Annotated in this window: 22 protein-coding genes; 10 read left to right on the plus strand and 12 right to left on the minus strand. The window is 54.2% G+C overall.

Features of this window, described 5'->3' with window-relative positions:
• Nucleotides 1–338 precede the first annotated feature (338 nt).
• The 4 genes from PH7735_RS18395 (at nucleotide 339) to PH7735_RS18410 (ending at nucleotide 5,193) form a co-directional block, all read left to right on the plus strand.
• On the plus strand, nucleotides 339–1,442 hold the full coding sequence (locus PH7735_RS18395) for an ABC transporter ATP-binding protein (protein WP_058312898.1): 1,104 nt from the start codon (nucleotides 339–341) through the stop codon (nucleotides 1,440–1,442).
• Nucleotides 1,443–1,515: 73 nt separating this feature from the next.
• Nucleotides 1,516–2,619: an extracellular solute-binding protein gene (locus PH7735_RS18400; protein ID WP_058312899.1), complete on the plus strand. Its 1,104-nt coding sequence runs from the start codon at nucleotides 1,516–1,518 to the stop codon at nucleotides 2,617–2,619.
• A 121-nt stretch (nucleotides 2,620–2,740) separates the two neighbouring features.
• Nucleotides 2,741–4,012, plus strand: a complete 1,272-nt coding sequence (locus PH7735_RS18405) for an ABC transporter permease (protein ID WP_058312900.1) — start codon at nucleotides 2,741–2,743, stop codon at nucleotides 4,010–4,012.
• Nucleotides 4,013–4,017: 5 nt separating this feature from the next.
• Complete coding sequence (locus PH7735_RS18410) at nucleotides 4,018–5,193, plus strand: ABC transporter permease (protein WP_058312901.1); 1,176 nt, start codon at nucleotides 4,018–4,020, stop codon at nucleotides 5,191–5,193.
• 94 nt (nucleotides 5,194–5,287) lie between these two features.
• Here the strand turns inward: PH7735_RS18410 and PH7735_RS18415 are convergent, their stop codons facing one another.
• From PH7735_RS18415 to dapE, 4 genes are all read right to left on the minus strand, one after another.
• Entirely contained in the window at nucleotides 5,288–6,667 is a 1,380-nt protein-coding gene (locus PH7735_RS18415; RefSeq protein ID WP_233488354.1) for a lytic murein transglycosylase, read from the minus strand.
• A gap of 127 nt (nucleotides 6,668–6,794) precedes the next feature.
• Complete coding sequence (rnr, locus tag PH7735_RS18420; RefSeq protein WP_058312902.1) at nucleotides 6,795–9,050, minus strand: ribonuclease R; 2,256 nt, start codon at nucleotides 9,048–9,050, stop codon at nucleotides 6,795–6,797.
• 98 nt (nucleotides 9,051–9,148) lie between these two features.
• On the minus strand, nucleotides 9,149–9,733 hold the full coding sequence (locus PH7735_RS18425) for a TIGR04282 family arsenosugar biosynthesis glycosyltransferase (RefSeq protein ID WP_058312903.1): 585 nt from the start codon (nucleotides 9,731–9,733) through the stop codon (nucleotides 9,149–9,151).
• Between the two features lie 8 nt (nucleotides 9,734–9,741).
• The gene (gene dapE / locus PH7735_RS18430; RefSeq protein ID WP_058312904.1) at nucleotides 9,742–10,887 is read right to left on the minus strand and encodes a succinyl-diaminopimelate desuccinylase; all 1,146 of its coding nucleotides are present in this window, start codon (nucleotides 10,885–10,887) and stop codon (nucleotides 9,742–9,744) included.
• 312 nt (nucleotides 10,888–11,199) lie between these two features.
• Between dapE and PH7735_RS18435 the strand changes: the two genes are divergently transcribed.
• Nucleotides 11,200–12,765 carry a Hint domain-containing protein gene (locus PH7735_RS18435; protein ID WP_058312905.1) on the plus strand — a complete coding sequence of 522 codons (1,566 nt, stop codon included), beginning with the start codon at nucleotides 11,200–11,202 and terminating at the stop codon, nucleotides 12,763–12,765.
• A 25-nt stretch (nucleotides 12,766–12,790) separates the two neighbouring features.
• Complete coding sequence (locus PH7735_RS18440; RefSeq protein ID WP_058312906.1) at nucleotides 12,791–13,885, plus strand: Hint domain-containing protein; 1,095 nt, start codon at nucleotides 12,791–12,793, stop codon at nucleotides 13,883–13,885.
• Nucleotides 13,886–13,904: 19 nt separating this feature from the next.
• Here the strand turns inward: PH7735_RS18440 and PH7735_RS18445 are convergent, their stop codons facing one another.
• A complete protein-coding gene (locus PH7735_RS18445) occupies nucleotides 13,905–14,273 on the minus strand; it encodes a DUF8846 family protein (protein WP_058313009.1) in 369 nt (122 codons plus the stop codon).
• Between the two features lie 196 nt (nucleotides 14,274–14,469).
• Here PH7735_RS18445 and PH7735_RS18450 point away from each other — a divergent pair, with 196 nt between their 5' ends.
• Nucleotides 14,470–16,038: a choice-of-anchor L domain-containing protein gene (locus tag PH7735_RS18450; protein WP_058312907.1), complete on the plus strand. Its 1,569-nt coding sequence runs from the start codon at nucleotides 14,470–14,472 to the stop codon at nucleotides 16,036–16,038.
• Between the two features lie 109 nt (nucleotides 16,039–16,147).
• Nucleotides 16,148–17,224, plus strand: a complete 1,077-nt coding sequence (locus PH7735_RS18455; protein ID WP_058312908.1) for a transporter substrate-binding domain-containing protein — start codon at nucleotides 16,148–16,150, stop codon at nucleotides 17,222–17,224.
• Nucleotides 17,225–17,290: 66 nt separating this feature from the next.
• Here the strand turns inward: PH7735_RS18455 and dapD are convergent, their stop codons facing one another.
• Nucleotides 17,291–18,118, minus strand: coding sequence for a 2,3,4,5-tetrahydropyridine-2,6-dicarboxylate N-succinyltransferase (gene dapD / locus PH7735_RS18460; protein ID WP_058312909.1), 828 nt, complete (start codon nucleotides 18,116–18,118; stop codon nucleotides 17,291–17,293).
• Nucleotides 18,119–18,295: 177 nt separating this feature from the next.
• Here dapD and PH7735_RS18465 point away from each other — a divergent pair, with 177 nt between their 5' ends.
• Nucleotides 18,296–19,132: an LOG family protein gene (locus PH7735_RS18465; protein ID WP_058312910.1), complete on the plus strand. Its 837-nt coding sequence runs from the start codon at nucleotides 18,296–18,298 to the stop codon at nucleotides 19,130–19,132.
• Between the two features lie 5 nt (nucleotides 19,133–19,137).
• Here the strand turns inward: PH7735_RS18465 and PH7735_RS18470 are convergent, their stop codons facing one another.
• The 5 genes from PH7735_RS18470 to PH7735_RS18490 all read right to left on the minus strand — a co-directional run bounded on the left by PH7735_RS18470 (nucleotide 19,138) and on the right by PH7735_RS18490 (nucleotide 22,870).
• Nucleotides 19,138–19,347: a hypothetical protein gene (locus tag PH7735_RS18470; RefSeq protein ID WP_058312911.1), complete on the minus strand. Its 210-nt coding sequence runs from the start codon at nucleotides 19,345–19,347 to the stop codon at nucleotides 19,138–19,140.
• 132 nt (nucleotides 19,348–19,479) lie between these two features.
• Nucleotides 19,480–19,863, minus strand: coding sequence for a phage holin family protein (locus tag PH7735_RS18475; RefSeq protein WP_058312912.1), 384 nt, complete (start codon nucleotides 19,861–19,863; stop codon nucleotides 19,480–19,482).
• An 86-nt stretch (nucleotides 19,864–19,949) separates the two neighbouring features.
• Nucleotides 19,950–21,146: a dual-specificity RNA methyltransferase RlmN gene (gene rlmN, locus PH7735_RS18480; RefSeq protein ID WP_058312913.1), complete on the minus strand. Its 1,197-nt coding sequence runs from the start codon at nucleotides 21,144–21,146 to the stop codon at nucleotides 19,950–19,952.
• A 71-nt stretch (nucleotides 21,147–21,217) separates the two neighbouring features.
• A complete protein-coding gene (locus tag PH7735_RS18485) occupies nucleotides 21,218–22,222 on the minus strand; it encodes a Hint domain-containing protein (RefSeq protein ID WP_058312914.1) in 1,005 nt (334 codons plus the stop codon).
• Nucleotides 22,223–22,342: 120 nt separating this feature from the next.
• Nucleotides 22,343–22,870 (minus strand): invasion associated locus B family protein, encoded by a 528-nt coding sequence (locus PH7735_RS18490; protein WP_058312915.1) that lies wholly within the window; start codon nucleotides 22,868–22,870, stop codon nucleotides 22,343–22,345.
• 163 nt (nucleotides 22,871–23,033) lie between these two features.
• Here PH7735_RS18490 and PH7735_RS18495 point away from each other — a divergent pair, with 163 nt between their 5' ends.
• Nucleotides 23,034–24,029 carry an asparaginase gene (locus tag PH7735_RS18495; RefSeq protein WP_058312916.1) on the plus strand — a complete coding sequence of 332 codons (996 nt, stop codon included), beginning with the start codon at nucleotides 23,034–23,036 and terminating at the stop codon, nucleotides 24,027–24,029.
• 92 nt (nucleotides 24,030–24,121) lie between these two features.
• Here PH7735_RS18495 and PH7735_RS18500 read toward each other — a convergent pair whose 3' ends face one another.
• Nucleotides 24,122–24,436, minus strand: a complete 315-nt coding sequence (locus tag PH7735_RS18500) for a YciI family protein (protein WP_058312917.1) — start codon at nucleotides 24,434–24,436, stop codon at nucleotides 24,122–24,124.
• Nucleotides 24,437–24,457 lie beyond the last annotated feature (21 nt).

Below are 24,457 nucleotides of genomic sequence, written 5' to 3' on the forward strand. Positions count from 1 at the left end.
TTGCCGAAAACTTCACCTGTAAAAATTGACCGATGCCTAATCGATGACCGATTCTCTGACCGGAGTTTGATCTAAATGCAGTCGCTGGTGCACATGTGAACCACTTTGTTTGAATTTACATCGTTGTAAAATTTTCTTCCTAAGGCGAAAAAGCTGACGTTAGGTTCGTTTTTGGCGGATTTTTCTGCTAAACTGTCGCAAATCGGCGCCGAATGTCGGTTTTCCGCACTTAGCCTCCAAAGCCACAACGCGGTGTTCACATCTCGCCACAGGTGTGCTTACATTCGCAGCACAAGCGCAGACCTAATCTGCCGGAAATTTACTCAGGGAGCCTTTAATTGGCTGATACCGCAACGAATGACGCGTTCGTTGAATTCGCTCGCGTCCAGAAAAGCTATGATGGCGAAACGCTCGTCGTCAAAGACCTTAACCTGCAAATGCCGAAGGGCGAGTTTCTGACCATGCTTGGGCCGTCCGGTTCCGGCAAAACCACTTGCCTGATGATGCTTGCTGGTTTCGAAACCGCCACACACGGCGAAATCCGTTTGGACGGACGCGAAATCAACAACATCCCACCGCACAAACGCGGCATCGGCATGGTCTTCCAAAACTATGCATTGTTCCCACACATGACCATTGCCGAGAACCTCAGCTTCCCGCTCGAAGTTCGCAAGATGGGCAAGTCCGAGCGCGAAGAGAAAATCAAACGCGCGCTGGACATGGTTGAAATGGGTGCTTTTGGAGGTCGTCGACCAGCACAGCTCTCCGGTGGTCAACAACAACGTGTTGCGCTGGCGCGCGCCTTGGTGTTCGAACCCGAACTGGTTCTGATGGACGAGCCGCTTGGCGCTTTGGACAAACAGCTGCGCGAAAAAATGCAGTTTGAAATCACCCACCTGGCGCATGAACTGGGCATTACCACTGTTTACGTGACGCACGACCAAACAGAAGCCCTGACAATGTCCGATCGCGTGGCGGTGTTTGATGATGGCCGCATTCAGCAGTTGGATCCGCCGGACACGCTTTATGAAGAGCCCAAAAACAGCTTCGTTGCGCAGTTTATTGGTGAGAACAACACCCTCGAAGGCGTTGTGAAAGAGATCAACAACGGGCTTGCTTTGGTTCAGCTGGACGGTGGTGAGCTTATCGACTGTAAACCGGTGCACGATTCAGTTGTTCCCGGTGCCCGCACACGGGTTTCGATCCGTCCCGAACGTGTCGAATATAACAAGGAACGCCTGCAAGAAGGCGCTCATACGCTCAAAGCTGAAGTTCTCGAGTTCATTTATATGGGCGATATTTTCCGGACCCGTCTGCGGGTTGCTGGAAACGACGAGTTCGTCATCAAGACTCGGAACGCACCCGATCAGGTGCGTCTGAAACCAGGACAGCAAATCGAAATCGGTTGGTTGTCAGAAGACTGTCGCGCGCTGGACGCCTGATCCAGCGCGCGACAGTCCCCCGTTGGGAGGCGGGGACCGCAAAAAAAATACGAATTCAACAAGGAGAGTGAATATGAAATTCAGTAAATTTTCGGCACTGGCGGCAACGACCGCATTGTGTGCGCCAATGGCATATGCCGACGGTCACATGTCGAACGAACTGACCCTGGTATCTTGGGGTGGTGCATACCAGTCCAGCCAGCACAAAGCATATGTTGAACCATATCTGGCCATGAACCCCGGCCTGAAAGTTATCTGGGACGAAAGCTCTGCTGAAGCAGTTGCGAAACTTCGTGCCATGAACGAAGCCGGAAACGTAACCTGGGATCTGGTTGATGCTGTTGCGTCTGACTCGATGCGTCTTTGCGATGAAGGCCTTGCAGAAGAAATCGATCACGACAATGATCTTGCAGCGGCGCCCGATGGCACATCTGCATCGGACGATTTCGGCGCTCTGCTGGTATCGGACTGCTTTGTTCCACAGATCGTTTATTCGACCACATTCGGATACCGTACAGACCTGATCGACAAGCCTGACTCGGTTTGCGCAATCTTCGATCTGGACAAGTATCCTGGCAAGCGTTCGCTGCAAAAGCGTCCAATCGACAACATGGAGTGGGCTCTGTACTGCGACGGTGTTGCGAAAGACGATATCTATGACACACTGAGCACTCCTGAAGGTGTCGACAAAGCTCTGGCGAAACTGGACACAATCAAAGACAGCGTTGTTTGGTGGTCTGCAGGTGCAGAAACTCCACAGCTTCTGGCTGACGGCGAAGTCGTAATGGGTTCGACCTATAACGGTCGTCTGTTCTCTGCAATCGCAGAGCAAAACCAGCCAATTGGTATGCTTTGGGACATGCAGTCGTTTGACCTTGACGGTTGGGTAATGCCTGCTGGTCTTCCAGAAGACCGCAAAGCGCGCGCAATGGACTTCCTGAAGTTCGCGACAGACACCCAGCGTTTGGCTGATCAGGCTAAATACATCTCGTATGGTCCTGCACGTGCATCGTCGGCTCCACTCGTTGGCAAGCACGCCGAGTTGGGCATCGACATGGCACCACACATGCCAACCGATCCAGCCAATGCCGGTAACGTTCACGTTTATGACTACGAATGGTGGGCAGACAACCGTGACGATCTGGACGGAAAGTTCCAGGCGTGGTTGGCTAAGTAAGCCGTTTTCAAGCATTTGCAGAGGGGCGCCCCGCGCCCTTCTGCCCATAAAATCAAAGGCGCCCCACGCAGGGCCCATCCTGACGCTGAAAAAGAACGGCGCATGACCAACGGGGACACCCATGAGCGACACCACCAATTCCGGACCGGTTCTGGCCGCTGACGGCACGCCACTGAAGCGTAGCCTCGCTCGCGCGCTCCGGATGCAGAAAATCCGAGCACTGATGCTGATCGCACCGCTGCTTCTATTTGTTCTGCTTACCTTTATTCTACCGATTGCAGACATGTTGTTCCGGTCGGTCGAAAACCAGATCGTATCAGAAACGCTGCCGCGCACTGTGGTTGCTCTGGCTGATTGGGATTCAGAAAGCGGCGAGGCCCCTGACGAAGAGGTGTTCACAGCGCTGGCTGAGGACATGAAAATCGCAGCCGAGGCCAAGTTGCACACGCGCGTCGGATCGCGTCTGAACTATGAAAATCCCGGTATTTCGTCGCTTTTCCGTAAGGCTGGTCGAAAAGCCAAAAAGTGGGACATCGAGAATGATGGGCCCTTCAAAGAAAAATTCCTGGATATCCATAAAAACTGGGGTAGTCCGGACGTTTGGCGCACAATTCAAGTGTATTCGCCGAAGTTGACCAACGGGTACTTCCTGAACGCGGCCGATATGAAAAAGGGCGCTGATGGCGCCGAGTGGCGGCCCGAAAACGAACAGATCTATTGGACGTTGTTCATTCGTACGCTGATTATGTCGCTGGCCATTACCACGTCATGTATCATCCTTGGATATCCGGTCGCGTGGATACTGGCGAACTTGCCCTCAAGATCAGCGAACCTACTCATGATCCTGGTTTTGTTGCCCTTCTGGACCTCATTGCTTGTGCGGACATCCGCGTGGAAGGTTATGCTTCAACAGCAGGGCGTGATCAATGAAACGCTGGTCTGGCTGGGCTTGGTTGCAGATGATGCGCGACTTGTGATGATCAACAACCAGTTTGGTACGATCGTGGCAATGACGCACATTCTTTTGCCCTTCATGATCCTGCCAATGTATTCCGTGATGCAAACGATCAACCCAACCTATCTGCGCGCGGCCAAGTCTTTGGGCGCAACCAACTGGACATCTTTCTGGCGGGTTTACTTCCCCCAGTCCGTTCCGGGTATTGGCGCTGGCTCGATCCTCGTGTTCATTCTGTCGATCGGTTACTACATCACACCGGAACTTGTTGGTGGCACCAAAGGTGTGTTCATCTCGAACCGGATCGCTTTCCATATTTCGTCATCGTTGAACTGGGGTCTCGCTGCGGCGTTGGGCACCATCCTGCTGGTGGTCGTTTTGGGACTGTACTGGGCCTATGACAAAATTGTCGGCATCGACAACGTGAAGTTGGGATAATTGAAATGGCTTTGACTCCTGTAAAAAAACAAACCCCGACTTTCACAGCCTCTGTCTCTGCTGCGGCGGGTGCCTTTGCGGGCCTCTTTGTTGGCACAGCGCAAGGCTCTGGCCTTCTGGGGATCGTCGTGGGCGCGCTGCTTATGGCTATCCTTGGATTTGTCAGCACTGGATTGATTGAAAAAGAAAAGATCGTCCGCGCGGTTGTACTGGTCGCGTGTGGCATTGCCGGCTTCGCTATTGGCGGCTTGCCTGCCGGAATAATCGGTGCGCTGTTTGGGCTGTTCTTCGGTTGGTTCGTGTTCTGGCTTGCGACAGGCCGGTACCGTTCGCGGCTTGCGCCATATCTGACATCTGGACAGGTTCTGTGGCACTTTACCTTCCGCGTCATTTGCGGGGTAATCTTTGTCTTCCTGATCACGCCGATCCTCGTTGTGATGCCGTTGTCATTCAACGCGCAAGACTTCTTTACCTTTACACCTGAAATGCTTCGGTTCGAGGCAGAGGGGTATTCGCTCAAGCACTATCGTGACTTCTTCACCAGCGATCAGTGGCAAAGCGCCCTGCGCAACTCTCTGACAATTGCGCCAATGGCAACGGTTCTGTCGGTTGGGTTCGGTACACTTGCCGCAATCGGCCTGAGCCAACCGCACGTGCCGTTTCGTCGGGCGATTATGGCGATCCTGATTTCGCCCATGATCGTTCCGTTGATCATCTCGGCGGCTGGCATGTACTTCTTCTATAGCCGTATTGGACTGCAAGGGACCTACTTTGGTGTTGTTCTGGCACACGCTGCTTTGGGTATTCCGTTTGTGATCATCACCGTGACTGCAACGCTTGTTGGCTTTGACCGGTCACTGACGCGCGCGGCGGCAAACATGGGGGCAGATCCCGTTACGACCTTCTTCAAGGTTCAGATGCCTCTGATCTTGCCCGGCGTTATTTCCGGGGGTCTGTTTGCCTTTATCACATCGTTTGACGAAGTGGTGGTGGTTCTGTTTGTTGGCTCTGCGGGTCAGAAAACGCTTCCATGGCAGATGTTTACCGGTTTGCGCGAGCAGATTTCTCCAACGATCCTTGCGGTTGCGACCATCCTTGTTGTGATCTCGATTTGTCTGCTGACAACGGTGGAAATGTTGCGCCGACGCTCAGAGCGCCTGCGTGGTATCACACCAACCTAAGTCTTCGGACAGTGGAATGACAAAAGGCCCGCCAGTTTGGCGGGCCTTTTCATTTCTCGGGTCTTTCAACGTCTCAGACCCCGTCGAGACGCTTTTACTTGTTCGGTGATTGGGAAGACGAACTCGACCCCGAGCCCCCCTTGCCGCCTCGCATGGCTTGCAGAAGGCTAAAGGACGGAAACCCGTCCGGCGTCATACCCTTGGACGTCTGGTATTTGCGGATCGCATCCATCGAATTCGGACCGATCCTGCCGTCCACCTTGCCAACCTTAAAGCCCGCACGATTCAGCCGGCGTTGCATTTCCTTGCGTTCTTTTTCGGTCAGGGCACGGTCGCCTTCTGGCCAGTTCCCCTTGATAGGTGGGCCACCCTTGAAACGGTCACTCAGATGACCAACGCCGATAACGTATGCATCCGCGGCGTTATAGCGTTCGATGGCGCGGAAATTCTTGAACACCATGAAGGCGGCCCCTCGACCGCCTGCCGGCAACAGGATTGCACCGCTGCCATAGCTGTCTGGTACGGCACGTCCGTTGATGTCCGTGACGCCCAGCGACGCCCACTGCGATGGGGGTTTGGTGATCTTGCGACTGGCAAGGCCATAGTTGAACCCGTTGGATAGCTTGACCTCAACTCCCCACGGTTTGCCCTTTTGCCAGCCAGAGCGTTGAAGATAGGCTGCGGTAGAGGCAAGCGCGTCTGTGGGGTCATTCGACCAGATGTCGCGCTTTCCATCACCCGTAAAATCAACGGCATAGGCCAGATAGGACGTTGGAATAAACTGGGTATGGCCCATCGCCCCGGCCCAGCTGCCCTTCATCTTACCGGGTGTGGTGTCACCGCTTTGCAGGATTTTCAAAGCTGCCATCAACTGGCCTTCAAAGAACTTTCCACGCCGCCCGTCATAAGACAGGGTCGCAAGCGCTTCGATCAGGTTGTAATCGCCTTTGTATTCGCCATAGCTGCTTTCCATGCCCCAGATCGCGACGACGACTTCCTTGTCGACCCCATATTGCCGCTCGATCGCGTCGAGGGTGCGGGCATGGTTTCGAAGTGCGGCTTTGCCGTTCTTGATCCGTTTTTCGGAAGCGGCACTTTCAAGGTACTGCCAAATCGTTTTCGTGAACTCGGATTGGTTGCGGTCCTTCTGGATAACGTCCGTGTTGTATTTGACGTTTCTAAAGGCGCGATCAAAGGTTTTGGCGGAGATCCCAGAGGATAATGCGCGTTGCCGGAACCCGTCGATCCAACGCTGAAACCCGAGGTTCCCGGATGTGGGTTCGGCGGCGGGGGCGGCGTCAATCGTGGATGAGGGGCGCATCACAGGGCGCACCACTGCAGATGCCAGTTGCACCTGAGAAGAGGGGTCCTGCGCGCGTGCCGTTGGGCGCAGGGATTCTTTTGGTGGGTTGGCCAGTGCCGGAAGCCCCAGAAAACCCACTGCAATCAAAACTGCAGGAATTTGTGTTCGCATCGTTTGCCTCATGTTTTCTTTTACATGAGGGTAGCGCGAATACAGGATTTGAGAAAGCACGCTGCACCACTAGGCGCTGGTATTCGCCTATCGGTCAGCGGTTCTGGCGGAAAATCACTGCAAAACTTTAGTTACGGCGACGCGAGACTTTTCTTTTCTGTTTGTCGGCTTTGCGTTTGGCCTTTGCGCCTTTTCGGCGGACAGGTTTCCCGCGCCTGTTTTGGGACGAGCGCGCAATGGATTTGTCATCAATCGTCAGGAGTTCAAGAGCGATCCCGCCCGTGACTGGCGCGGCTTCGGTCAGGCGAACCGTGACGCGCTGACCCAGCCCGATGGTCATCCCCGTTTCCGACCCGGTCAGCATGTTCGCCTCTGCGTCGTACTTGAAATACTCGCGACCCAGATTTCTCATGGGGACCAGGCCGTCTGCTCCCGTTTCGTCGAGCTTGATAAACACACCAAAGCGCGCGATGCCGCTTACCCGACCGCTAAATTCGTTGCCGATGCGTTCAGACAGGTAGGCAGCAAGGTAACGGTCATTGGTATCACGTTCTGCAAGCATGGAACGCCGCTCGGTATCTGAAATATGCGCGGCGGTTTTCTCCAGCATCTCGACACCTTGCGGTGAAAGCCCGTCGTCTCCCCAATCTTTGTGGGCGGTGATCAATGCACGGTGCACAATCAGATCGGCATAACGGCGGATGGGCGATGTGAAGTGGGCATATGACTGGAGTGCCAATCCAAAGTGCCCAAAGTTCGACGGGCTATAGTAGGCTTGGGTCATCGAGCGCAGGGTCGAGATATTGATAAGCTCTGCGTCTTCGGTTCCGGCAGCAGCATTCAACAGCGAATTCAGATGCTGGGTTTTGAGGACCTGACCCTTGGCGAGATTGAAACCCGCCGATTGCGCTGTTTCACGCAGGGCATCCAGCTTTTCGGGATTTGGTTCTTCGTGAACGCGGAACAACAGCGGAGATTTTTCGGCAATCAGAGTTTCAGCCGCCGCGACATTGGCCAGAATCATGAATTCTTCAATGAGCTTGTGAGCATCGAAACGATCTCGGAACATAACCGAGGCCACCTGACCTTCTGGGGTCAGCTCGACCTTGCGCTCGGGCAGGTCAAGATCCAGAGGCTGCCGGTCAGCGCGCGCCTTTTTCAGGGCTTCGTAGGCATCGTAAAGCGGATTGATGATTTCTTCCATCAACGGCGCACACAGGTCATTCGGGGCACCGTCGCGGGCCTGTTGCACTTCGGCATAGTTCAATGACGCAACAGACCGCATCATGCCACGCACAAAGTGATGCCCGATCTTGTGACCCTTTGCGTCGATTTGCATACGAACGGCGATACAGGCGCGCGGCACACCTTCATGAAGCGAACACAGATCACCAGACAGACGATCCGGCAGCATCGGCACAACGCGATCAGGGAAGTAGGATGAGTTGCCGCGCTTGCGGGCCTCTTTATCCAGCGCGGATCCAGGCGTCACATAGTGGGCCACGTCCGCAATCGCCACCCAAATGACATGGCCGCCTTCGTTTTTTGGATCGTCATCTGCATGCGCCCAGCATGCATCGTCGTGGTCACGTGCATCGGCGGGGTCGATCGTAACCAGGGGAATATCACGCAGATCGTCGCGTTGCCGCAACGGCGCGGGTTTGGCCGCGTCGGCCTCGGCTATGACATCATTGGGGAAACTATCGGGAATACCGTGTTGGTGGATCGCGATAAGCGAAACGGCTTTGGGCGCACTGGGGTCGCCCAACCGTTCGACCACTTTGGCGCGAGGCAGGCCCATGCGGCCCTTGGGGCCTGTTTGCTGGGCTTCGACCAGTTCGCCGTCCCTTGCACCGTTGGTGCCGTCGGAAAGAACCATCCATTCCTTGCCGTCACCTTTATCGATGGGAAGAATGCGGCCACCCTCGGCGGTTTTACGATACACACCCAAAACGCGTTTCGGATTGGTGCCAATCCGCCTGATCAGGCGCGCTTCATAGGCATAGTCTTCGTCTTTAACGGCGGTGAGGCGCCCAAGAATGCGATCGCCGCCGCCCAGCGCAGGATCACTGGCTTTGGTGATAACAAGAATGGCGGGCGCTGCGCCCTCTCCATGCCATTCCAGCGGACGCGCCATCAGATCACCGTCATCATTCGGTCCGGCAATCTGCAAAACGCTCACAGGCGGCAACCGGTCAGGGTCGGTATAGGTCTTCTTGCGTTTCTCGAGATGGCCTTCGCTCTCAAGCTCTTTCAAGATGCGTTTGAGATCTATCCGCGCAGCCCCTTTGATACCAAAGGCTTTGGAAATGTCGCGTTTCGAGGTGAGGGTCGGGTTTTCGGAAATCCACTCAAGGATTTCCTCTTTGGTTGGGATGCGCATGCCATCGGCCTAGCATGGGATCAAACCCGCGTCATGTGTAAAACGCCCCAACGAGTGTGGGCCAAGGCGTTGCTTTGTGCGATTTCGACTTGGTTGGTTTATGCAAAAGGTAAGTCGGCGACCGTGTCCACATCCCGCAGCTTTGAGATCAGCGCGATGCGTTGTCCGTGCAGGGTTTCGATACTGTCTGTCAGGGCGTGTTCGGTTGACCAGCGAACATTGTCAAACAGTGTGGCGGGAACGGGCGCTGCGCGTTTGAGACCAGTGAGCCAATACCCACCATCAAAGGCAGGGCCAAAGACCGCGTCATTGTCCCCGAGCGCCTGAAAGGCCTCGGCGATGTGGTTGGTTTGGATACCCGGAATATCGGCGCCAATGATGCATACCGGCCCGGGAGGGAGCTCGCGAAAAATGCGGGACATACGATCCCCAAGATCGCCGGAACCTTGTGGAATGCGAGGGATGTTGGGCGACCAGATGCGGCTGCTCATTCCGGCATGATCCGGCGCTACAGCCAAAAAGAGATCCCAGCGCGGGTTGGTTAAGCGGCGGATCAAGGATTGGCTTTGGTGGCGGAACCACCACGCAGCGGTTGTCATGCCGATATCGCGGCCAAGGCGCGTTTTTACGCGCCCCGGACGTGGAACTTTGATCATGACAACAAGGCGGGGACGATAGGACATCACGGCTTTCAGGCGAAGTAGTCTCGCAAAATGCGACCGTAGATCGCTTTGAGCTGTTGAATCTGAACGACTGGCACGTTTTCATCCACCTGATGCATGGTCTTGCCAACAAGCCCGAATTCAACAACCGGACAGTGGTTTTTAACAAATCTGGCGTCGGACGTGCCGCCACTGGTCGAGAGTTCCGGAGTGCGGCCTGTCTCTGCCTGAACAGCGTTGGCTACCAGATCAGACAGCGGGCCCGGAGGAGTGATAAAGCTTTCTCCTGACACTTTGATGTTCACGTCAATATCGATACCCGTTTCCTCACTCACGCCGGTCAGCTGGGCATGAAGCCATGATGTCAGGCTTTCGCCGCTGTGAATGTCGTTGAACCGAATGTTCACCGTCGCGCGACACTCTGCGGGAATGACGTTGGTCGCGGGGTTGCCGGTGTCCATTGTAACGACCGCGAGCGTCGACGCATCAAAATGCGCGTTTCCTTCGTCCAGTGTGTGCGAGGCCAGACGATGCATAAGCGCCGCCATAGCTGGTAGGGGGTTCTTTGCTCGATGCGGGTAGGCCGAGTGCCCCTGCTTGCCCTTGAAAGTGAACCACGCGGTCAGGGACCCACGGCGGCCAATCTTCATCATGTCGCCCATATCGTTGGGGCAGGTCGGCTCGCCAACAAGGCAAACGGACATTTTTTCGTCCGTCTTGTCCATATAATCCAACAAGGCCGTTGTCCCGTAAATCGCGTCGGCCTCTTCGTCACCTGTGATGGTCAAAATGATTGACCCGTCGGGGGGGGTATCACGCACAAAATCAATGGCGGCGGCGGCAAAGGCTGCAACACCGGATTTCATGTCGGTGGCACCACGGCCAAACATGATGCCGTCTTTGACCTCGGCCCCGAAGGGATCGGTTGTCCACGCCGCTTGGTCTCCGACAGGAACCACATCCGTGTGACCATTGAAACCAAAGGTCCGGTCATGACCCTTGGCACCCCAACGTGCGAACAGGTTGCTGATTCCTTCACGGTCAACGCGGGTGCATTCAAACCCTGCATCTGCGAGCAAAGCGTCCAGCAACACCAGCGCTCCGCCCTCGTTCGGAGTGACAGAGGGGCAGCGGATCAAGTCAGCAGTAAGTGCAACAGCATCGATTTCGGACATGGCTTATCTCATTTGGACAAAGAAGGGCTCACCGCAGTTGTCGCACAAGGGCGTGAGCCCGGAAAGCCACAAAAAGGCCTGATTTTTCAGTGGCTCACTGCCAAAAGGCTTAACAACACATTCAAAGTGCTGTTTAGTGGTTTCAATAATATAAGACCGAGGCAGGTCACATCGCAGTAAGGCCGAATGGCCATCCCATAGAATCCTCCCGATCGAGCAGTCAGGCGGCATTCGATACTTAATAATCCGGTTTGTCCGGATGGCTGCGCGTGCGCTTTGTCTCTGCTTTTACCAAGTGAGGCAGCTTTAAATATGGCAAGGTTACCAGTAGATCGCTCTGCAAATGCAATGGAGATGGCGGAAGCCATTTTCGGCGACGGTGTTTCTGTCGAGGAGGCGACATATACAGGTGATAGTGATTCATCTGGGATTTACTCTAACGCGGATACTGTTTCTCCCGGGGTCGCCCCGAGTGATTCTGGTGTAATTCTTTCCACAGGTGATGCACGCAACTTCGCCAACCGAAATGGCGAATACAACCAGGATACAAACCAAACAACCAGCTCGAGCGGACCAAACAACGTTGCCGAGTTCAACGCGATTGCCGGCACCAGCACCTATGATGCTGCATATCTTGACGTCACTTTCATCCCGACCGGCGATACAATGACAATGCAATTTGTCTTCGCGTCGGAAGAATACCCTGAATACGTAAATTCGGTTTATCAGGACTTTGTGGCGGTCTGGGTCAATGACGTGCTTGTGCCGATGGATATCGGGAATGGTGATGTCGATCCCGGCAACGTGAACGATGGTGAAAACGAAAGCCTGTTCATCGATAACACCGGCGACGCTTACAATACCGAAATGGATGGTTTCACGATCACCATGACGTTGACGATGGATGTTGATCCGGGTGAGGAAAACACCATCCGCATCGCAATCGCTGATGTTGCTGACGCGAGTTATGACTCAAACCTGCTGATTGCAGCAGACTCGGTTCAGACGGCGGTAATTGCCGAAACTGATACCGTGAATATGGGTATCAACGCCACCAAAACCGTCAATGTGATTGCCAACGATTCGAACACCGGCAGTACGCTGACGATTACGCATATCAACGGCGCGGCCGTTGTTGTTGGGGTGCCGATTCCTTTGCCAAACGGGCAAACCGTTACGGCGAATGGTGACGGGACTCTGACGTTCACATCCGATGGCGATACCGAAACCTCGAATATCACCTACACCATCGAGAACGACGCGGGTGTGACGGATGTCGGGTATGTGACGATCAATGCCGCCCCGTGTTTTGTAAAGGGAACGTTGATCCGCACGCCTTATGGGGATGTACCCGTGGAAGATCTGGAAGCGGGCGATATGGTCGAGACCTTTGACAATGGTGCCCAGCCCATTCGGTGGATTGGCAATCGCACAGTTCCGGCCCTCGAAAATCTTGCCCCGATCCGGATTGAGGCGGGAGCGCTTGGTGATCACCTTGCCTTGCTGGTTTCGCCGCAGCATCGGATCTTGGTCAGGGACAGCTTGGCAGAGCTGTTGTTTGACGACACAGAAGTACTCATCGCCGCAAAAGACCTTGTGAACGACCGTACAATCACACGGCAGGTTGGTGGCACAGTGCAGTACTTTCACATGCTGTTTGACAGGCACCAAATTGTTTTCTCGCAAGGTTTGGAAACCGAGAGTTTTCTGCCCGGCCCGCAGATCGACAACATCTTCGAGGCGGAAACACTTGATGAGATTACAACCATTTTCCCAGAGCTGGATACGCAAACGGGTGAGGGCTACAGCCCTGCAGCCCGCAGAATGTTGAAGGCCTATGAAGCAGATGTGCTGCTGTCTCGCACGAGGGCCGCATGATGATGTTCAACAAGGAGATAACGATATGACATGGCTTGCTATCGCGGATCGTAACTCTCAGTTTTTTTCCGCCAACGGGATCTCTAATTCGGGCAAAGACGCGGTTAGCCCCGAGGCCGATCTTGAACAGGTACTTGAGACCGGTAGCCTGCTCATGGAAACGCGGCTTTCTCCTTATGACCGTCCACAACTTCTTTTGGGGTTGGAAAGGGCGTTCGAACACGCGCTGAAATTCTCTATTCGCGCTATTCCGGGCGCCGGTGTCCATCTGGTGCATTCTCGGGGCAAAGACGTTTTTCACGGCGTGCTCAGCCATGACTCTCTGTCACGGACCGACATTCTCCGGATTACCTACAGTTGGGACATGCGGCACCGAAAAGCACGTCTCGCTGTGGAACGCCCTGACAACGGCAAGGCGTTTCAGGTGATACTGGATAACCCGCTGCCGATAACACTGTCTGATGTCCGCGAGCTTACTAAAAACCGGGCCTTGAGAAGCATATCCGAAGATGTGCTTTTCTTTGCGGTTTCGGATCGTATTGAACCCATTGGTCCCATGCCTGGCATGACAGCTTCGACTCCTGTCGCAACGCCGTTCGGGTATCGCGCCATGGGGGATTTGAAACGGGGTGATCTGGTTGAAACCCTTAACGGAAACATGGTGCCGGTCTTGCAAGTTGTACGGCGCACGGTTCCTGCAAAGGGGTTGTTTGAACCTGTCCGGCTGCGGACGCCATATTTTGGTCTGGTTCAGGACATGGTGGTTGCGCCCGAACAGCGTCTGGTCATCGGGGGGTCACGTGTTGAATACATGTTTGGCGCCGAGCACGTACTGGTTCCTGCACGTCACCTTGTGAATGGCAGCGCAGCGATAAGAGAAACGAACCACGCGCTCGTGACATATACTCAGGTGTTGTTGCCCGACCACGAGGCAATCCATGCCGCAGGTACGTTTTTAGAAAGCTTCAATATCGGACGCATCCGCAGAAAGCGGGACCTGTTGAGGTCGAGCCTTCTGTCCCAGTTCGAGCAATCGACATTGCCCGAACATTCAACAACCGCGTTCCCTGTACTCAGGTCTTTCGAGGCGTTGGTTCTGGCCGAGCAGCGCGCGGCCTGAACCAGAGCAGTATTTCTGTTTAGTTCATGCTTTCATCATCTGCAGAGAGGGTTTCCTCTCCGTTATAAAACTCGGTCATGTGCGCCACGATCACCGAGTTTTCTTCGAGGGCGCGTTCCATCAGGCTCCGTTCGTCGTCGGTGATTTCATGCCCTTGAGCTTCGCGCTCTTCCAGCGTGCCATATCCGGTCACATCCAGAGGTGCCAAATCTGCCTGCTTGAGGATGGCAACGGTTTCGCGCACAGCCTCGGCTTCGTCGATTCCGCTGGCATAGATCATCAACGCCGCACCTGTTGCCCCTTTGGGCAGGCCGTCACCGTCTTTGCGTCCAACTTGAACCAGAAGAGTATAAACCTGCTGGCGTGATTTCTTTTTAACTTTGTCCATATTTTCGGCCATATCGCGGAAAACGCACAATGGTCAATATTCGTCACGATGCTGTCCCAACATCGCCACACTGCACGCGCAGAATTTAGGGGAATAAAACATAAGCTTTCCCACAAGATTCTCTTGCGAATCTAAGAAAAAATACACATTTGAGCGCAAGTGTAGTTTGCGTACGAGTAAATTGAGGTTTTAAGTCATGCCCGTTGCATCTGAATTGCCTATCGATACCTCCGCCTCGGCTATGGAAATGGCGGAAGCCATGTTTGGTTCTGGCATCTCTATCGAATCTGCCAGCTATACAGGCGCCGACAGCGCGTCCGGAATTTACTCGGATGGCGACACCGTAGCCCCCATACTGACACCTTCGGATACTGGCGTGATCCTGTCAACCGGTCAGGCTGCAGATGTGACGCGCAGCAGTGGCGACCCCAACCGTCAATCCAATGAATCGACCAATCATGGCCTTTCAGGTGACAGTGACCTGAATGAAATCGCAGGCGCGCAAACATACGATGCGGCGATTTTCGAAGCGACATTTGTGCCCGAGGGCAGTGTTCTGACAATGCAGGTGACCTTTTCGTCCGAGGAATACCTCGAGTACGTGAACTCTGGCTTTAACGATGCTGTGGGTGTTTGGGTGAACGGCGAAAAGGCCGAACTTACTGTTGGCGATGGTGACATTACGATCAACAACATCAATACAACCAGCAACTCAAACCTCTATGTCGACAACCCTGCAGACAACGAAGTTGCCAATACCGAGATGGACGGCTTCACGGTCACGATGACATTGAAGGCAAATGTCATCCCGGATGAAGAAAACACCATCAAAATCGCAATCGCGGATGGTGGGGACTCTGTATACGACAGTAACTTGATGATTGCCGGCGACTCCATCCAAACCGCTCTTGTTGCCAACGACGACACAGTTACGATGTCACCAAATGATTCCGAAACATTTGGCATCTCGGAAAACGATGTCAGCGCGACAGGTGCCACTCTGACGATTACGCACATTGGCGGTCAGGAAGTGATCGTTGGCGAGCCGATTGTACTCGGAACCGGGGAAACCATCACCGTTAATGCGGACGGAACGGTCACGATCGAAACCGACGGAGATCTCGGATCAAATGTCTTTTCATATACCGTCGAAGATTCGGACGGGAACACGGATGTTGGTTTTGTCACCGTCATAACCGCCTGTTTTGTTGCTGGAACAATGATCCTGACCGTGAACGGAGAGGTTGCTGTCGAAGCGTTGGAAACGGGCGATATGGTCCTGACACGCGACAACGGGTTCCAACCAATTCGTTGGATTGGCTCAAGCGAATGCGTTGCCAAGGGTAAAGATGCGCCTATCCGGTTTGAGGCCGGCGCACTTGGCCAGCACGAAGTTGTCGAGTTTTCCCAGAATCACCGTGTATTGATCAACTCCCCTTCAGCGGGGCTATTGTTCGGGGAAAACGAGGTTCTTGTGAAAGCAAAGGATCTTGTTAACGACAAAACCATTCGGCGGCGTGAAGACAGTAAGCCTGTGAAATATGTTCACATGCTCTTTGATCGCCATGAAATTGTGCGCGGCAATGGGTTGGATAGCGAAAGCTATCACCCCGGTCGCGAAACACTGGATGGATTTGATCAGGAAACCCGCAACGAGATTCTCAGATTGATGCCGAACATGGATGCCATGATGGGATACGGGTATGGGCCAACAGCCCGAATTTCACTGCGCAAGCACGAAGCAAAGGCATTGCTGCGAAATTGACGTAAGGGAAGCTGGCGATTGATGGCAATGCAGTCATTGCGTCACGTTGACCCTCCGGCCGTTAACTATCATGTTGCCCTATCCGATCAAAGGAATGGGGTTTTGATTGATGAATCTGATAAAGGCAGCAGCATTCGCGCTTTTGTCGCTCCTGTTTGTTGCGCCGGTCGCACAGTCACAAACGACAGGCGATCTTGAGTTTACAACGGTGCATCGCCCACCCTTCTCAATCCTTGAGGACACCGGTCAAAGTGGGTTCAGCATTGATCTTATGCGAGAAATCGCAACCCGGCTTGATGTGGAAATCACCTTCACGCAGGCTGACGATTTTACGATGATGCTGGAAAGCGTGCGTTCGGGTCAAACCGATGGTGCTGTGGCCAATATTTCGATCACGGCTGCACGCGAGTCCGAGATGGATTTCTCTCTGCCCATTTTCGCAAGTGGCCTGCAAATTCTCTTGCCCGAGGAAGAAAGCACGTTTCAACAGATTGGTGTCTTGATGACACGCGAAATTCTGTTGCTTGGTTTGCTGGCTTTGGGCCTGCTGTTCGGTGGCGGGATGTTGATGTGGGTGTTCGAGCGGCGTCATCAACCGTATTTTGATCGTCCGGCCGGGGACGCGATGTTCCCTTCGTTCTGGTGGGCGTTGAACCTGGTTGTGAACGGCGGATTTGAGGAACGAATGCCGATGTCGCGCTTGGGGCGGGTCTTTGCCGTGCTTCTTGTGATTTCGAGCCTGTTTGTCGTTTCCGTCTTTGTGGCGACAATTACCGCAGCTGTAACCGTCGATGCCTTGCAGTCCAACGTACAATCCATTTCGGATCTCGAGCACCGGCGTGTTGCAGCGGTTGCCGGATCGACCAGCGCAGATTTCCTTGGCTCTTTGCAAGTCGGGCACGAAGCGTTCGACGATCCGCAGGGAATGCTGAAAGCCTTTGATGAGGGGAGTGTGGATGCGGTGGTCTTTGATGGACCGATCCTTGCCTATTACGCAAATGGGGCGGGGGCCGGAAAATCACGACTCATAGACCGCGTCTATCGGCCAGAGGACTATGGGATCGCGCTTCCAAGCGACAGCAGCTTGCGAGAACCTATCAACAGGGCTTTGCTGGAACTGCTCGAAGACGGAACTTATGACGCCATCTTGCAAAAGTGGTTTGGCTCAAACTTCCGCAGAAACTGACGCACAAAAAAAGGGCCGAACGAGGTAAACGCGTTCGGCCCTTTTTGATTTGATATCTATGCGAACTTAGTCGCGCAGCAGATCGTTGATCGACGTCTTGGAGCGTGTTTGCGCATCAACACGCTTTACGATGACGGCGCAGTACAGGTTAACGCCATTCTTGGACGGCATCGAACCGGCGACAACAACCGATCCCGAAGGAACTTCGCCGTACATCACTTCACCGGTCTCACGGTCGACGATCTTGGTGGACTGGCCGATGAATACACCCATGCCAAGGACAGATCCTTCGCGCACGATGCAACCTTCGACGACTTCAGAGCGGGCCCCGATAAAGCAGTTGTCTTCGATGATGGTCGGGCCAGCCTGCATGGGTTCCAGCACGCCACCGATACCAACACCACCGGACAGGTGAACGTTTTTGCCGATCTGTGCACAGGATCCGACGGTTGCCCAGGTGTCGACCATTGTGCCGGTGTCGACATAGGCGCCAAGGTTCACGAAGGATGGCATCAAAACAACGCCAGGCGCGACGTATGCTGATTTGCGGACAACACAGTTCGGAACGGCACGGAAACCGGCCTCTTTCCATTCATGATCGCCCCAGCCTTTGAACTTGCTGTCAACCTTGTCCCACCAGCCGCTGCCTTGGGGGCCGCCATCCTGATGTTCCATATCCTTGATGCGGAAACCAAGAAGAACGGCCTTTTTTGCCCATTGGTTTACGTGCCAATCGCCGCTGTCCTGCTTCTCAGCAACACGCAATTTGCCCGAATCCAGCGCGTTCAGGGTGTCTTCAATGGCTTCACGGGTTTCACCACCAGTTGTTGGGGTGATGGTATCGCGTGCTTCCCACGCGGCCTCGATGGCTTGTTCCAGTTGGGCGTTCGACATGTTTTCCGACTCCACAGTCACAGTATTTCAAGTTGTGTAGCGGTATAGGGGCCTGTGGAGAAGTTCGCAATGCGACGAGTCGAATTGATGAAACGGCAGGGTCACTCTGGTGTCACTGGTCTTAGGGCATGTTCTTGGTTACCTCTTGAACAGACGAGTGAACAAAAAGGTATCCTGATGGAACATAATCCCCGCCTAAGCCCGCTTCCAAGCGCGCATACAGATGCCGACACGGCAAGCCATGTGCCGGATACACCACAGACAAGGTCACCGGCCTATCGGTTGGCCTATGCGGATCAGGATTTTTTGTGTCGGGACGAAATGCGTTCAGTCCGTCTTCAGCTTGAGTTGCACAAACCGCAGCTCGAATTGATGGAAGAGGGGATTGAAGGCACAATCGTGATGTTTGGCGGGGCCCGCATCCCCGCTCCGGTACATAAAGATGCTGCGCGGACGAAAACGCTTGCGGATTTGTCGCGGTTTTATGACGAAGCCCGCGAGTTCGCGCGGCTTATGACGTTACGAAGTGATGGCCGTACCAACGTGATTGTCACTGGTGGCGGGCCCGGTGTCATGGAGGCTGGAAATCGCGGCGCAGTTGACGCCGGAGGCAAGTCGATCGGCCTCAATATCGTATTGCCACATGAGCAGGCGCCAAACGAATACGTCACACCCGAACTGTGTTTCAATTTCCACTATTTTGCGATCCGCAAGATGCACTTTTTGATGCGGGCGCAGGCGATTTGCGTCTTTCCCGGTGGGTTTGGCACCCTGGACGAGATGTTTGAATCTCTGACCTTGATACAAACCGGACGGATGGAATGTGTACCCTTCCTGCTTTTCGGCAAGGAGTTCTGGGAAGACATTATCAACTGGGAGGCGCTGGCAGATGCCGGCACCATTTCGGAAGATGACCTGAAACTGTTCCGTTTTGTCGAGACCGCAGAAGAAGCGATCGAAGTCATCGACACATGGGGGGATTGTTCCCCAAGGGACGTTATTCCGGGTCGTTGACCGGATCAGTGGATGTGTACGGGCAAAACTCCAAGCTCAACACCTTGGGGCAATTTGGTCACGACCTGTGCGCCCTGCACATCTTTGATCGCATAGCCGTATCCAGCCAAACGAAACTTCCATTCACGGGCGCTCAACGCTTTTGAGCGCTCGCGGGTAATCAGGTTCAAGATCGGGGTTTCGATAACCAAGCCGCCAATATCTGCATGTGCCATTTTGTAATTCCTACTCAGGATGATTGTTTACAAAATGGAAACTGACTGTTGATCGGGGCTGAATTGTACCGGAATTGTGAAAAATTCGGGGCAGATGGTGTTTTGCCCCGAACGTATGATCCTCCAGAGGATCTATTTCTTGGGTTCGCGCAGTTCCTTGAACAGGAACATCGGGATCAGGATACCCGCCGCCAAAGCCCCCAACCAGACCAGCAAGGTTGACGCCAGAAGGTTGGCGATGCCGCCAATGGTAAAGCCGGAAATCAGAATTTCGGTTACAATCAGGCCGACAAACGTCGTGACCAAAGCAATGCCGCCCTTCAGGGCAGGCACCTTCTTTTCGGACAGATTGTTGATAAGGGGCGAGGCGATCACCTCGATCACGGTAAAGATCACAGCGACAATAACAAACGACAATGCATCGATGGAAAAACCGTCGAGCAACAGAGCGGCCAGAAGAAGACCAACGGCATTGCCAAGCAGATGAGCGGCAATGGACATAATATGACGTGACACGGATTTACCCTCGCAGAATTCAATTGATTTCTGGCTAGGTTAGCGCAAATCCGGAAATGTTCACGCCCTTTTTGCGTCCAAGTGCTTTAGGGCGTGGCGATACCGGCCTCGGCTTCGATTTGCTTACGAGACTTGCGCGCGCGCTCGGTGGCGGACTTGAGCTGGCCACAGGCGGCCATGATATCTTCTCCACGTGGTTTGCGGATCGGGGAAGAATACCCCGCATTGAAGATAATATTGGAAAACGCGTGAATTCGGTTGTTCGAACTGCGTTTGTAAGGTGCGCCGGGCCATTCGTTGAAAGGGATCAAGTTGATCTTGGCCGGAATTTTGTAGGTTTTGATCAGCTCGATCAGGCGATGTGCATCCTCATCCGAGTCATTTACGCCGTTCAGCATGACGTACTCGAATGTAATGCGTTCGGAATTCGAAACCTTGGGATATTTGGCAAGCGCATCCAGCAGCGTTTCAATATTCCAACGCTTGTTGATCGGAACCAGCATGTCCCGCGTTTCATCCGTTGTCGCGTGGAATGACACAGCCAGCAAACAGCCGATTTCTTCTGCGGTACGTGCGATTTCTGGAACGACACCGGATGTGGACAGGGTAATCCGGCGGCGGCTTAGGGAAATGCCCTCGGGGTCCATAGCGATTTTCATCGCATCCCGCACGTTATCGAAATTATACAAAGGCTCGCCCATGCCCATCAGCACAATGTTGGACAGCAGACGCGCATCATTCGATGTTTTGGTGCCGGGTACAGGCCACTCATCCAAGTCGTCACGTGCCATCATAACTTGGCCAACGATTTCTGCGGCGGTCAGGTTCCGAACAAGCTTTTGCGTGCCGGTGTGACAGAAGGAACACGTCAACGTGCACCCAACTTGCGAAGAGATGCACAGCGTGCCGCGATCTACTTCTGGGATATAAACGACTTCAACTTCGTGGCCACCAGCGATCCGGACCAGATATTTGCGTGTGCCATCGGTGGACACCAGTTTGCTCACCACCTCTGGTATTTCGATGGTGAACTTCTCGGCCAATTCCTCGCGATAGGATTTGGAGAGGTTGGTCATATCCGCGAAATCGCGTTTGCCCCATTGATAGATCCACTGCCAAATCTGGCCAACGCGCATCTTTGCCTGCTTTTCAGGTGTGCCGTTTGCGATCAAAGCGTCACGCAAGGCGTCACGGGTCAATCCAACAAGATTGATCTTGTCGCCTTCAGGCAGCTTGCGCGGGATCGTTTTTACATCCTGCGTAATGGGGGCGCTGGCGGTCATTGGGTTTGTCCTGTTTCGAAATCAGACGCGTCAGATACACCATTTGGTCGCGAAAGCAAACAAAACAAGGCTTATGCCGCCGATTTGGCACTCAGGGCGATAGGAACCTCAAAGCGTTTCAGGCATCTTCTTGCCGTATTTCCCTGACTCGCGAGTTTGATAAGGTCCGGGAACATACGCAGGATTTCATCACGCGTTTCATGTTCAAACTGGTCAAAGGTCTCTTCCGCGGCGTGAAAGCTTTCGGTGAGAAGGCCGTCAGACAGGATGATCTGATGTTTATCCAGCAGAATATGGAAGTATTCGGGGCGCGGCACAAAGCTGACTTGCTTGATGCCTTTCCAGCCCACGAGATGTTTGGCGGGGATCAAAACTTCGCGGTCCGAAAAGAACATCTCGAAGCTGGCGTCCTGCATGAAGATCCGGTGATTGGGCGACACGAACAGATCGCGCGCTGGCACGCCGCGTCCCATTGCGTTGCGAGGAATACAGACAGGGGCATTTGCCTCAAACCCCTCCCCGCGTGCATCTGCGGTGAACGAGCCTATCCAGCGGATGGGAAAGAACCCTCCGTCACGGACGACCACCATATCGCCGGGACGCAAGTCTTCGACAGAAACCTCGCCACGTTTGGTCGCGATCTTGGTGCCTGACAAAAAGCAAGGGATCGTGCCTTCGTTGATGTCGCCTGTTGTCCAGTTTCCGTTTTCGTCGATGTGAACGGATTGGTCGGAATTGTTTCCAGTTGAACCGATCTGAGTCGAAGACATGCCCGCCGCGGGACCAGTGGATGGGGAAACAACGCTATCGAACGAGACGAAATCGATAACGACACCGTCCTGTACGAGAGCAACAGCACCGTCTTTGTGAACACCCACGTTAAGAGAATAGACATCCTTGCCAAACATGGTGCTTTCATAGACGCCAATAGCGTTGGTCGAGCGAATATTGCCGTTCGGGTGGTAAACGACGATCTGGATTCCAGACACATCTTCGCCTTCGGCAATCGCGACTTCGATGAAATCGCCATTCGCGCTGCCGCGGTATTTGATCTCGGTAAACTCAGGTACGGCCATGTTCTGCCTCCACGAAAGTGAAACCCGCTCGGTTGATCCGAGCGACTTCCCCCATGGTGGCAATGTGACGGTTAGAGACCCTGGCAGGGGTCTACAGCCCGCGATGAAGCGGGCTGATACTTATTTACAGCGCTTTCCGGCGTCTTCGACTGCAGCGGTGAAGCCCAGCAGCGAAAACGAGTCGGCGGTTTTTGTGCCTCGTGCGGATCGGGCTGACAATTTGGCGCTCGAACCGCGCTTCATGGCCGCAATGATCTTGGCGTCGTCATCGGGTGATGCGGGCCAGGCCCATTCGCCTTCTGTTATCAGCACGTGTTTGTTTCCATCAATCTCGAGGTCAACCATCGACCCGCTTGCAAATGGATATCCACCGGTAAAGCCGACCTGCCCGCTCACGCCGGCGTTAGGACGGTAAAACACCATGAACAGAATATCGCTGCGACGCACCGCAACAACGCGGCCGTCCTTGGTGTTGACGCTTTCTTTGGCAGTGCTGACAGCCCAGCATTCTTTGGGGTCTTTTGCCTCAAAGACACTCCAGTCGGTCATGGCAGCAACCTGATTGGTGCTGCTTTGTTGCGCCTGCGCAAGTCCTGCTGTCAGCAGCATCGCTGACGCGGCAAGAATGCTCACGAAACGTGGTCCCATAAGTACAGCCTCCAAGCTGTGGTTGCCTCAATTTTCCCATTCCCGTGCTTTTTTATTTTTGCGGGTCGGGCGTTTTCTTCTCGATACAATCATATTAGCCTGATTTAGCCAGTCGGGAAAAGACCCGTTGGCACAATTTTGCCCATAGACTGAAAGGCTGAACATGGCGACTGCTGTTCCAATGGTGGAAATTTGGCGTGGACCGTTTCTGGAAAGCATGCATTCTGGCCATGCTGTTGTGTGTGACGACACCGGCCAGATTGTAGAGTCCTGGGGCGATCCCGAAGCCGTTGTCCTGCCGAGATCATCCTCTAAAATGCTGCAGGCATTGCCTTTGTTGGAAAGTGGCGCTGCTGCGGATGCCGGTCTGACCGACGAACAACTTGCTTTGGCCTGTGCGTCGCACAACGGGTCCGAGATTCACTCTGTGCGCGTGAAGGCATGGCTGGAAGCGCTGGGTAAATCCGACGAAGATTTTCGATGCGGACCGCAAGAACCCCGAGATATCGCGGTGCGCGATGCGCTGATACGAGAGGATAAGCCCGTCTGTCGCTATCATAACAATTGTTCCGGTAAACATTCGGGCTTTCTAACGCTTACCAAATATTTGAACGCCGGACCGGATTATGTGGCGGTCGATCACCCTGTGCAGAAGGCAGTGAAAGCCGCATTCGAAGAGGTCACGCAAGAAGACACGCCCGGCTATGGAATTGACGGGTGTTCGGCCCCGAACTTTGCCACGACGATGCACGGCATGGCGCGCGCGATGGCCTTTTTTGCGGGTGCAAACCCCGATGGTGGCGCGCGGGAGAGCGCCGCGGCCAAGCTGACACGCGCGATGGCGACTTATCCCGAACTGGTTGCCGGAGAAGGGCGGGCCTGTACCGATCTCATGCGGGCGATGGACCACAAAGTGGCCGTGAAAACCGGCGCCGAAGCCTATTTCATTGCGATTGTGCCTGAGAAAAAGATGGGCGTTGCCGTCAAAATCCTTGATGGCAGCACACGAGGTGCAGAATGTGCGATTGCATCCATTCTTGTTCGGTTGGGCGTGTTGGATCCAGCGCATCCTCTTGCGCAGAAATACATCAACGCACCGATTCAAAACTGGGACGGTTTGGTGACCGGAAGAATGAAACCTGTTGAGGGTTTCATCTGATAGGATTTTCCAACTTTGTGGTTCAAAACTGTGATCTGACCGGGGCAGTGCCCCGGTCCTTTTGAAGGTATTTCTAAGGGGCCGTGGGGCGACTACATTTCCATCGCTTCGGCCACTTCGACCGTACCAAGACCGTTTTCAAGGATCGGGCATCCCTTGGCCATCTCGCAGGCCGCATCCATGTCCGGCGCGTTGACCAGCGTGTATCCAGAGACCGGGTTTGCGCCGCCATCGTCCTGAATGCCGTTGCTCGTTACGGTTTTTGACATGCCGACTGGGTTTCCCCCATCAACGAGAGCGTCCCCCATACCGGCCATCCAATTTGACCAGGCCGCCATGACACTTTCCACATCTTCCGGAGACTCGGGACGGCCGCCACCATGATAAACAAACACATATTTTGGCATGATATATCCTCTCTCAAAGAG

The sequence above is a fragment of the Shimia thalassica genome (genome assembly GCF_001458215.1).
GTDB lineage: Bacteria > Pseudomonadota > Alphaproteobacteria > Rhodobacterales > Rhodobacteraceae > Shimia > Shimia thalassica.

What these genes read in the sequence shown, in the direction of transcription:
- PH7735_RS18400 (WP_058312899.1), top strand. Translation starts at nt 1,516, where the DNA reads ATGAAATTCAGTAAATTTTCGGCACTGGCGGCAACGACCGCATTGTGT.
- PH7735_RS18405 (WP_058312900.1), top strand. Translation starts at nt 2,741, where the DNA reads ATGAGCGACACCACCAATTCCGGACCGGTTCTGGCCGCTGACGGCACG.
- PH7735_RS18410 (WP_058312901.1), top strand. Translation starts at nt 4,018, where the DNA reads ATGGCTTTGACTCCTGTAAAAAAACAAACCCCGACTTTCACAGCCTCT.
- PH7735_RS18415 (WP_233488354.1), bottom strand. Translation starts at nt 6,667, where the DNA reads ATGCGAACACAAATTCCTGCAGTTTTGATTGCAGTGGGTTTTCTGGGG.
- rnr (WP_058312902.1), bottom strand. Translation starts at nt 9,050, where the DNA reads ATGCGCATCCCAACCAAAGAGGAAATCCTTGAGTGGATTTCCGAAAAC.
- PH7735_RS18425 (WP_058312903.1), bottom strand. Translation starts at nt 9,733, where the DNA reads ATGTCCTATCGTCCCCGCCTTGTTGTCATGATCAAAGTTCCACGTCCG.
- dapE (WP_058312904.1), bottom strand. Translation starts at nt 10,887, where the DNA reads ATGTCCGAAATCGATGCTGTTGCACTTACTGCTGACTTGATCCGCTGC.
- PH7735_RS18435 (WP_058312905.1), top strand. Translation starts at nt 11,200, where the DNA reads ATGGCAAGGTTACCAGTAGATCGCTCTGCAAATGCAATGGAGATGGCG.
- PH7735_RS18440 (WP_058312906.1), top strand. Translation starts at nt 12,791, where the DNA reads ATGACATGGCTTGCTATCGCGGATCGTAACTCTCAGTTTTTTTCCGCC.
- PH7735_RS18445 (WP_058313009.1), bottom strand. Translation starts at nt 14,273, where the DNA reads ATGGACAAAGTTAAAAAGAAATCACGCCAGCAGGTTTATACTCTTCTG.
- PH7735_RS18450 (WP_058312907.1), top strand. Translation starts at nt 14,470, where the DNA reads ATGCCCGTTGCATCTGAATTGCCTATCGATACCTCCGCCTCGGCTATG.
- PH7735_RS18455 (WP_058312908.1), top strand. Translation starts at nt 16,148, where the DNA reads ATGAATCTGATAAAGGCAGCAGCATTCGCGCTTTTGTCGCTCCTGTTT.
- dapD (WP_058312909.1), bottom strand. Translation starts at nt 18,118, where the DNA reads ATGTCGAACGCCCAACTGGAACAAGCCATCGAGGCCGCGTGGGAAGCA.
- PH7735_RS18465 (WP_058312910.1), top strand. Translation starts at nt 18,296, where the DNA reads ATGGAACATAATCCCCGCCTAAGCCCGCTTCCAAGCGCGCATACAGAT.
- PH7735_RS18470 (WP_058312911.1), bottom strand. Translation starts at nt 19,347, where the DNA reads ATGGCACATGCAGATATTGGCGGCTTGGTTATCGAAACCCCGATCTTG.
- rlmN (WP_058312913.1), bottom strand. Translation starts at nt 21,146, where the DNA reads ATGACCGCCAGCGCCCCCATTACGCAGGATGTAAAAACGATCCCGCGC.
- PH7735_RS18485 (WP_058312914.1), bottom strand. Translation starts at nt 22,222, where the DNA reads ATGGCCGTACCTGAGTTTACCGAGATCAAATACCGCGGCAGCGCGAAT.
- PH7735_RS18490 (WP_058312915.1), bottom strand. Translation starts at nt 22,870, where the DNA reads ATGGGACCACGTTTCGTGAGCATTCTTGCCGCGTCAGCGATGCTGCTG.
- PH7735_RS18495 (WP_058312916.1), top strand. Translation starts at nt 23,034, where the DNA reads ATGGCGACTGCTGTTCCAATGGTGGAAATTTGGCGTGGACCGTTTCTG.
- PH7735_RS18500 (WP_058312917.1), bottom strand. Translation starts at nt 24,436, where the DNA reads ATGCCAAAATATGTGTTTGTTTATCATGGTGGCGGCCGTCCCGAGTCT.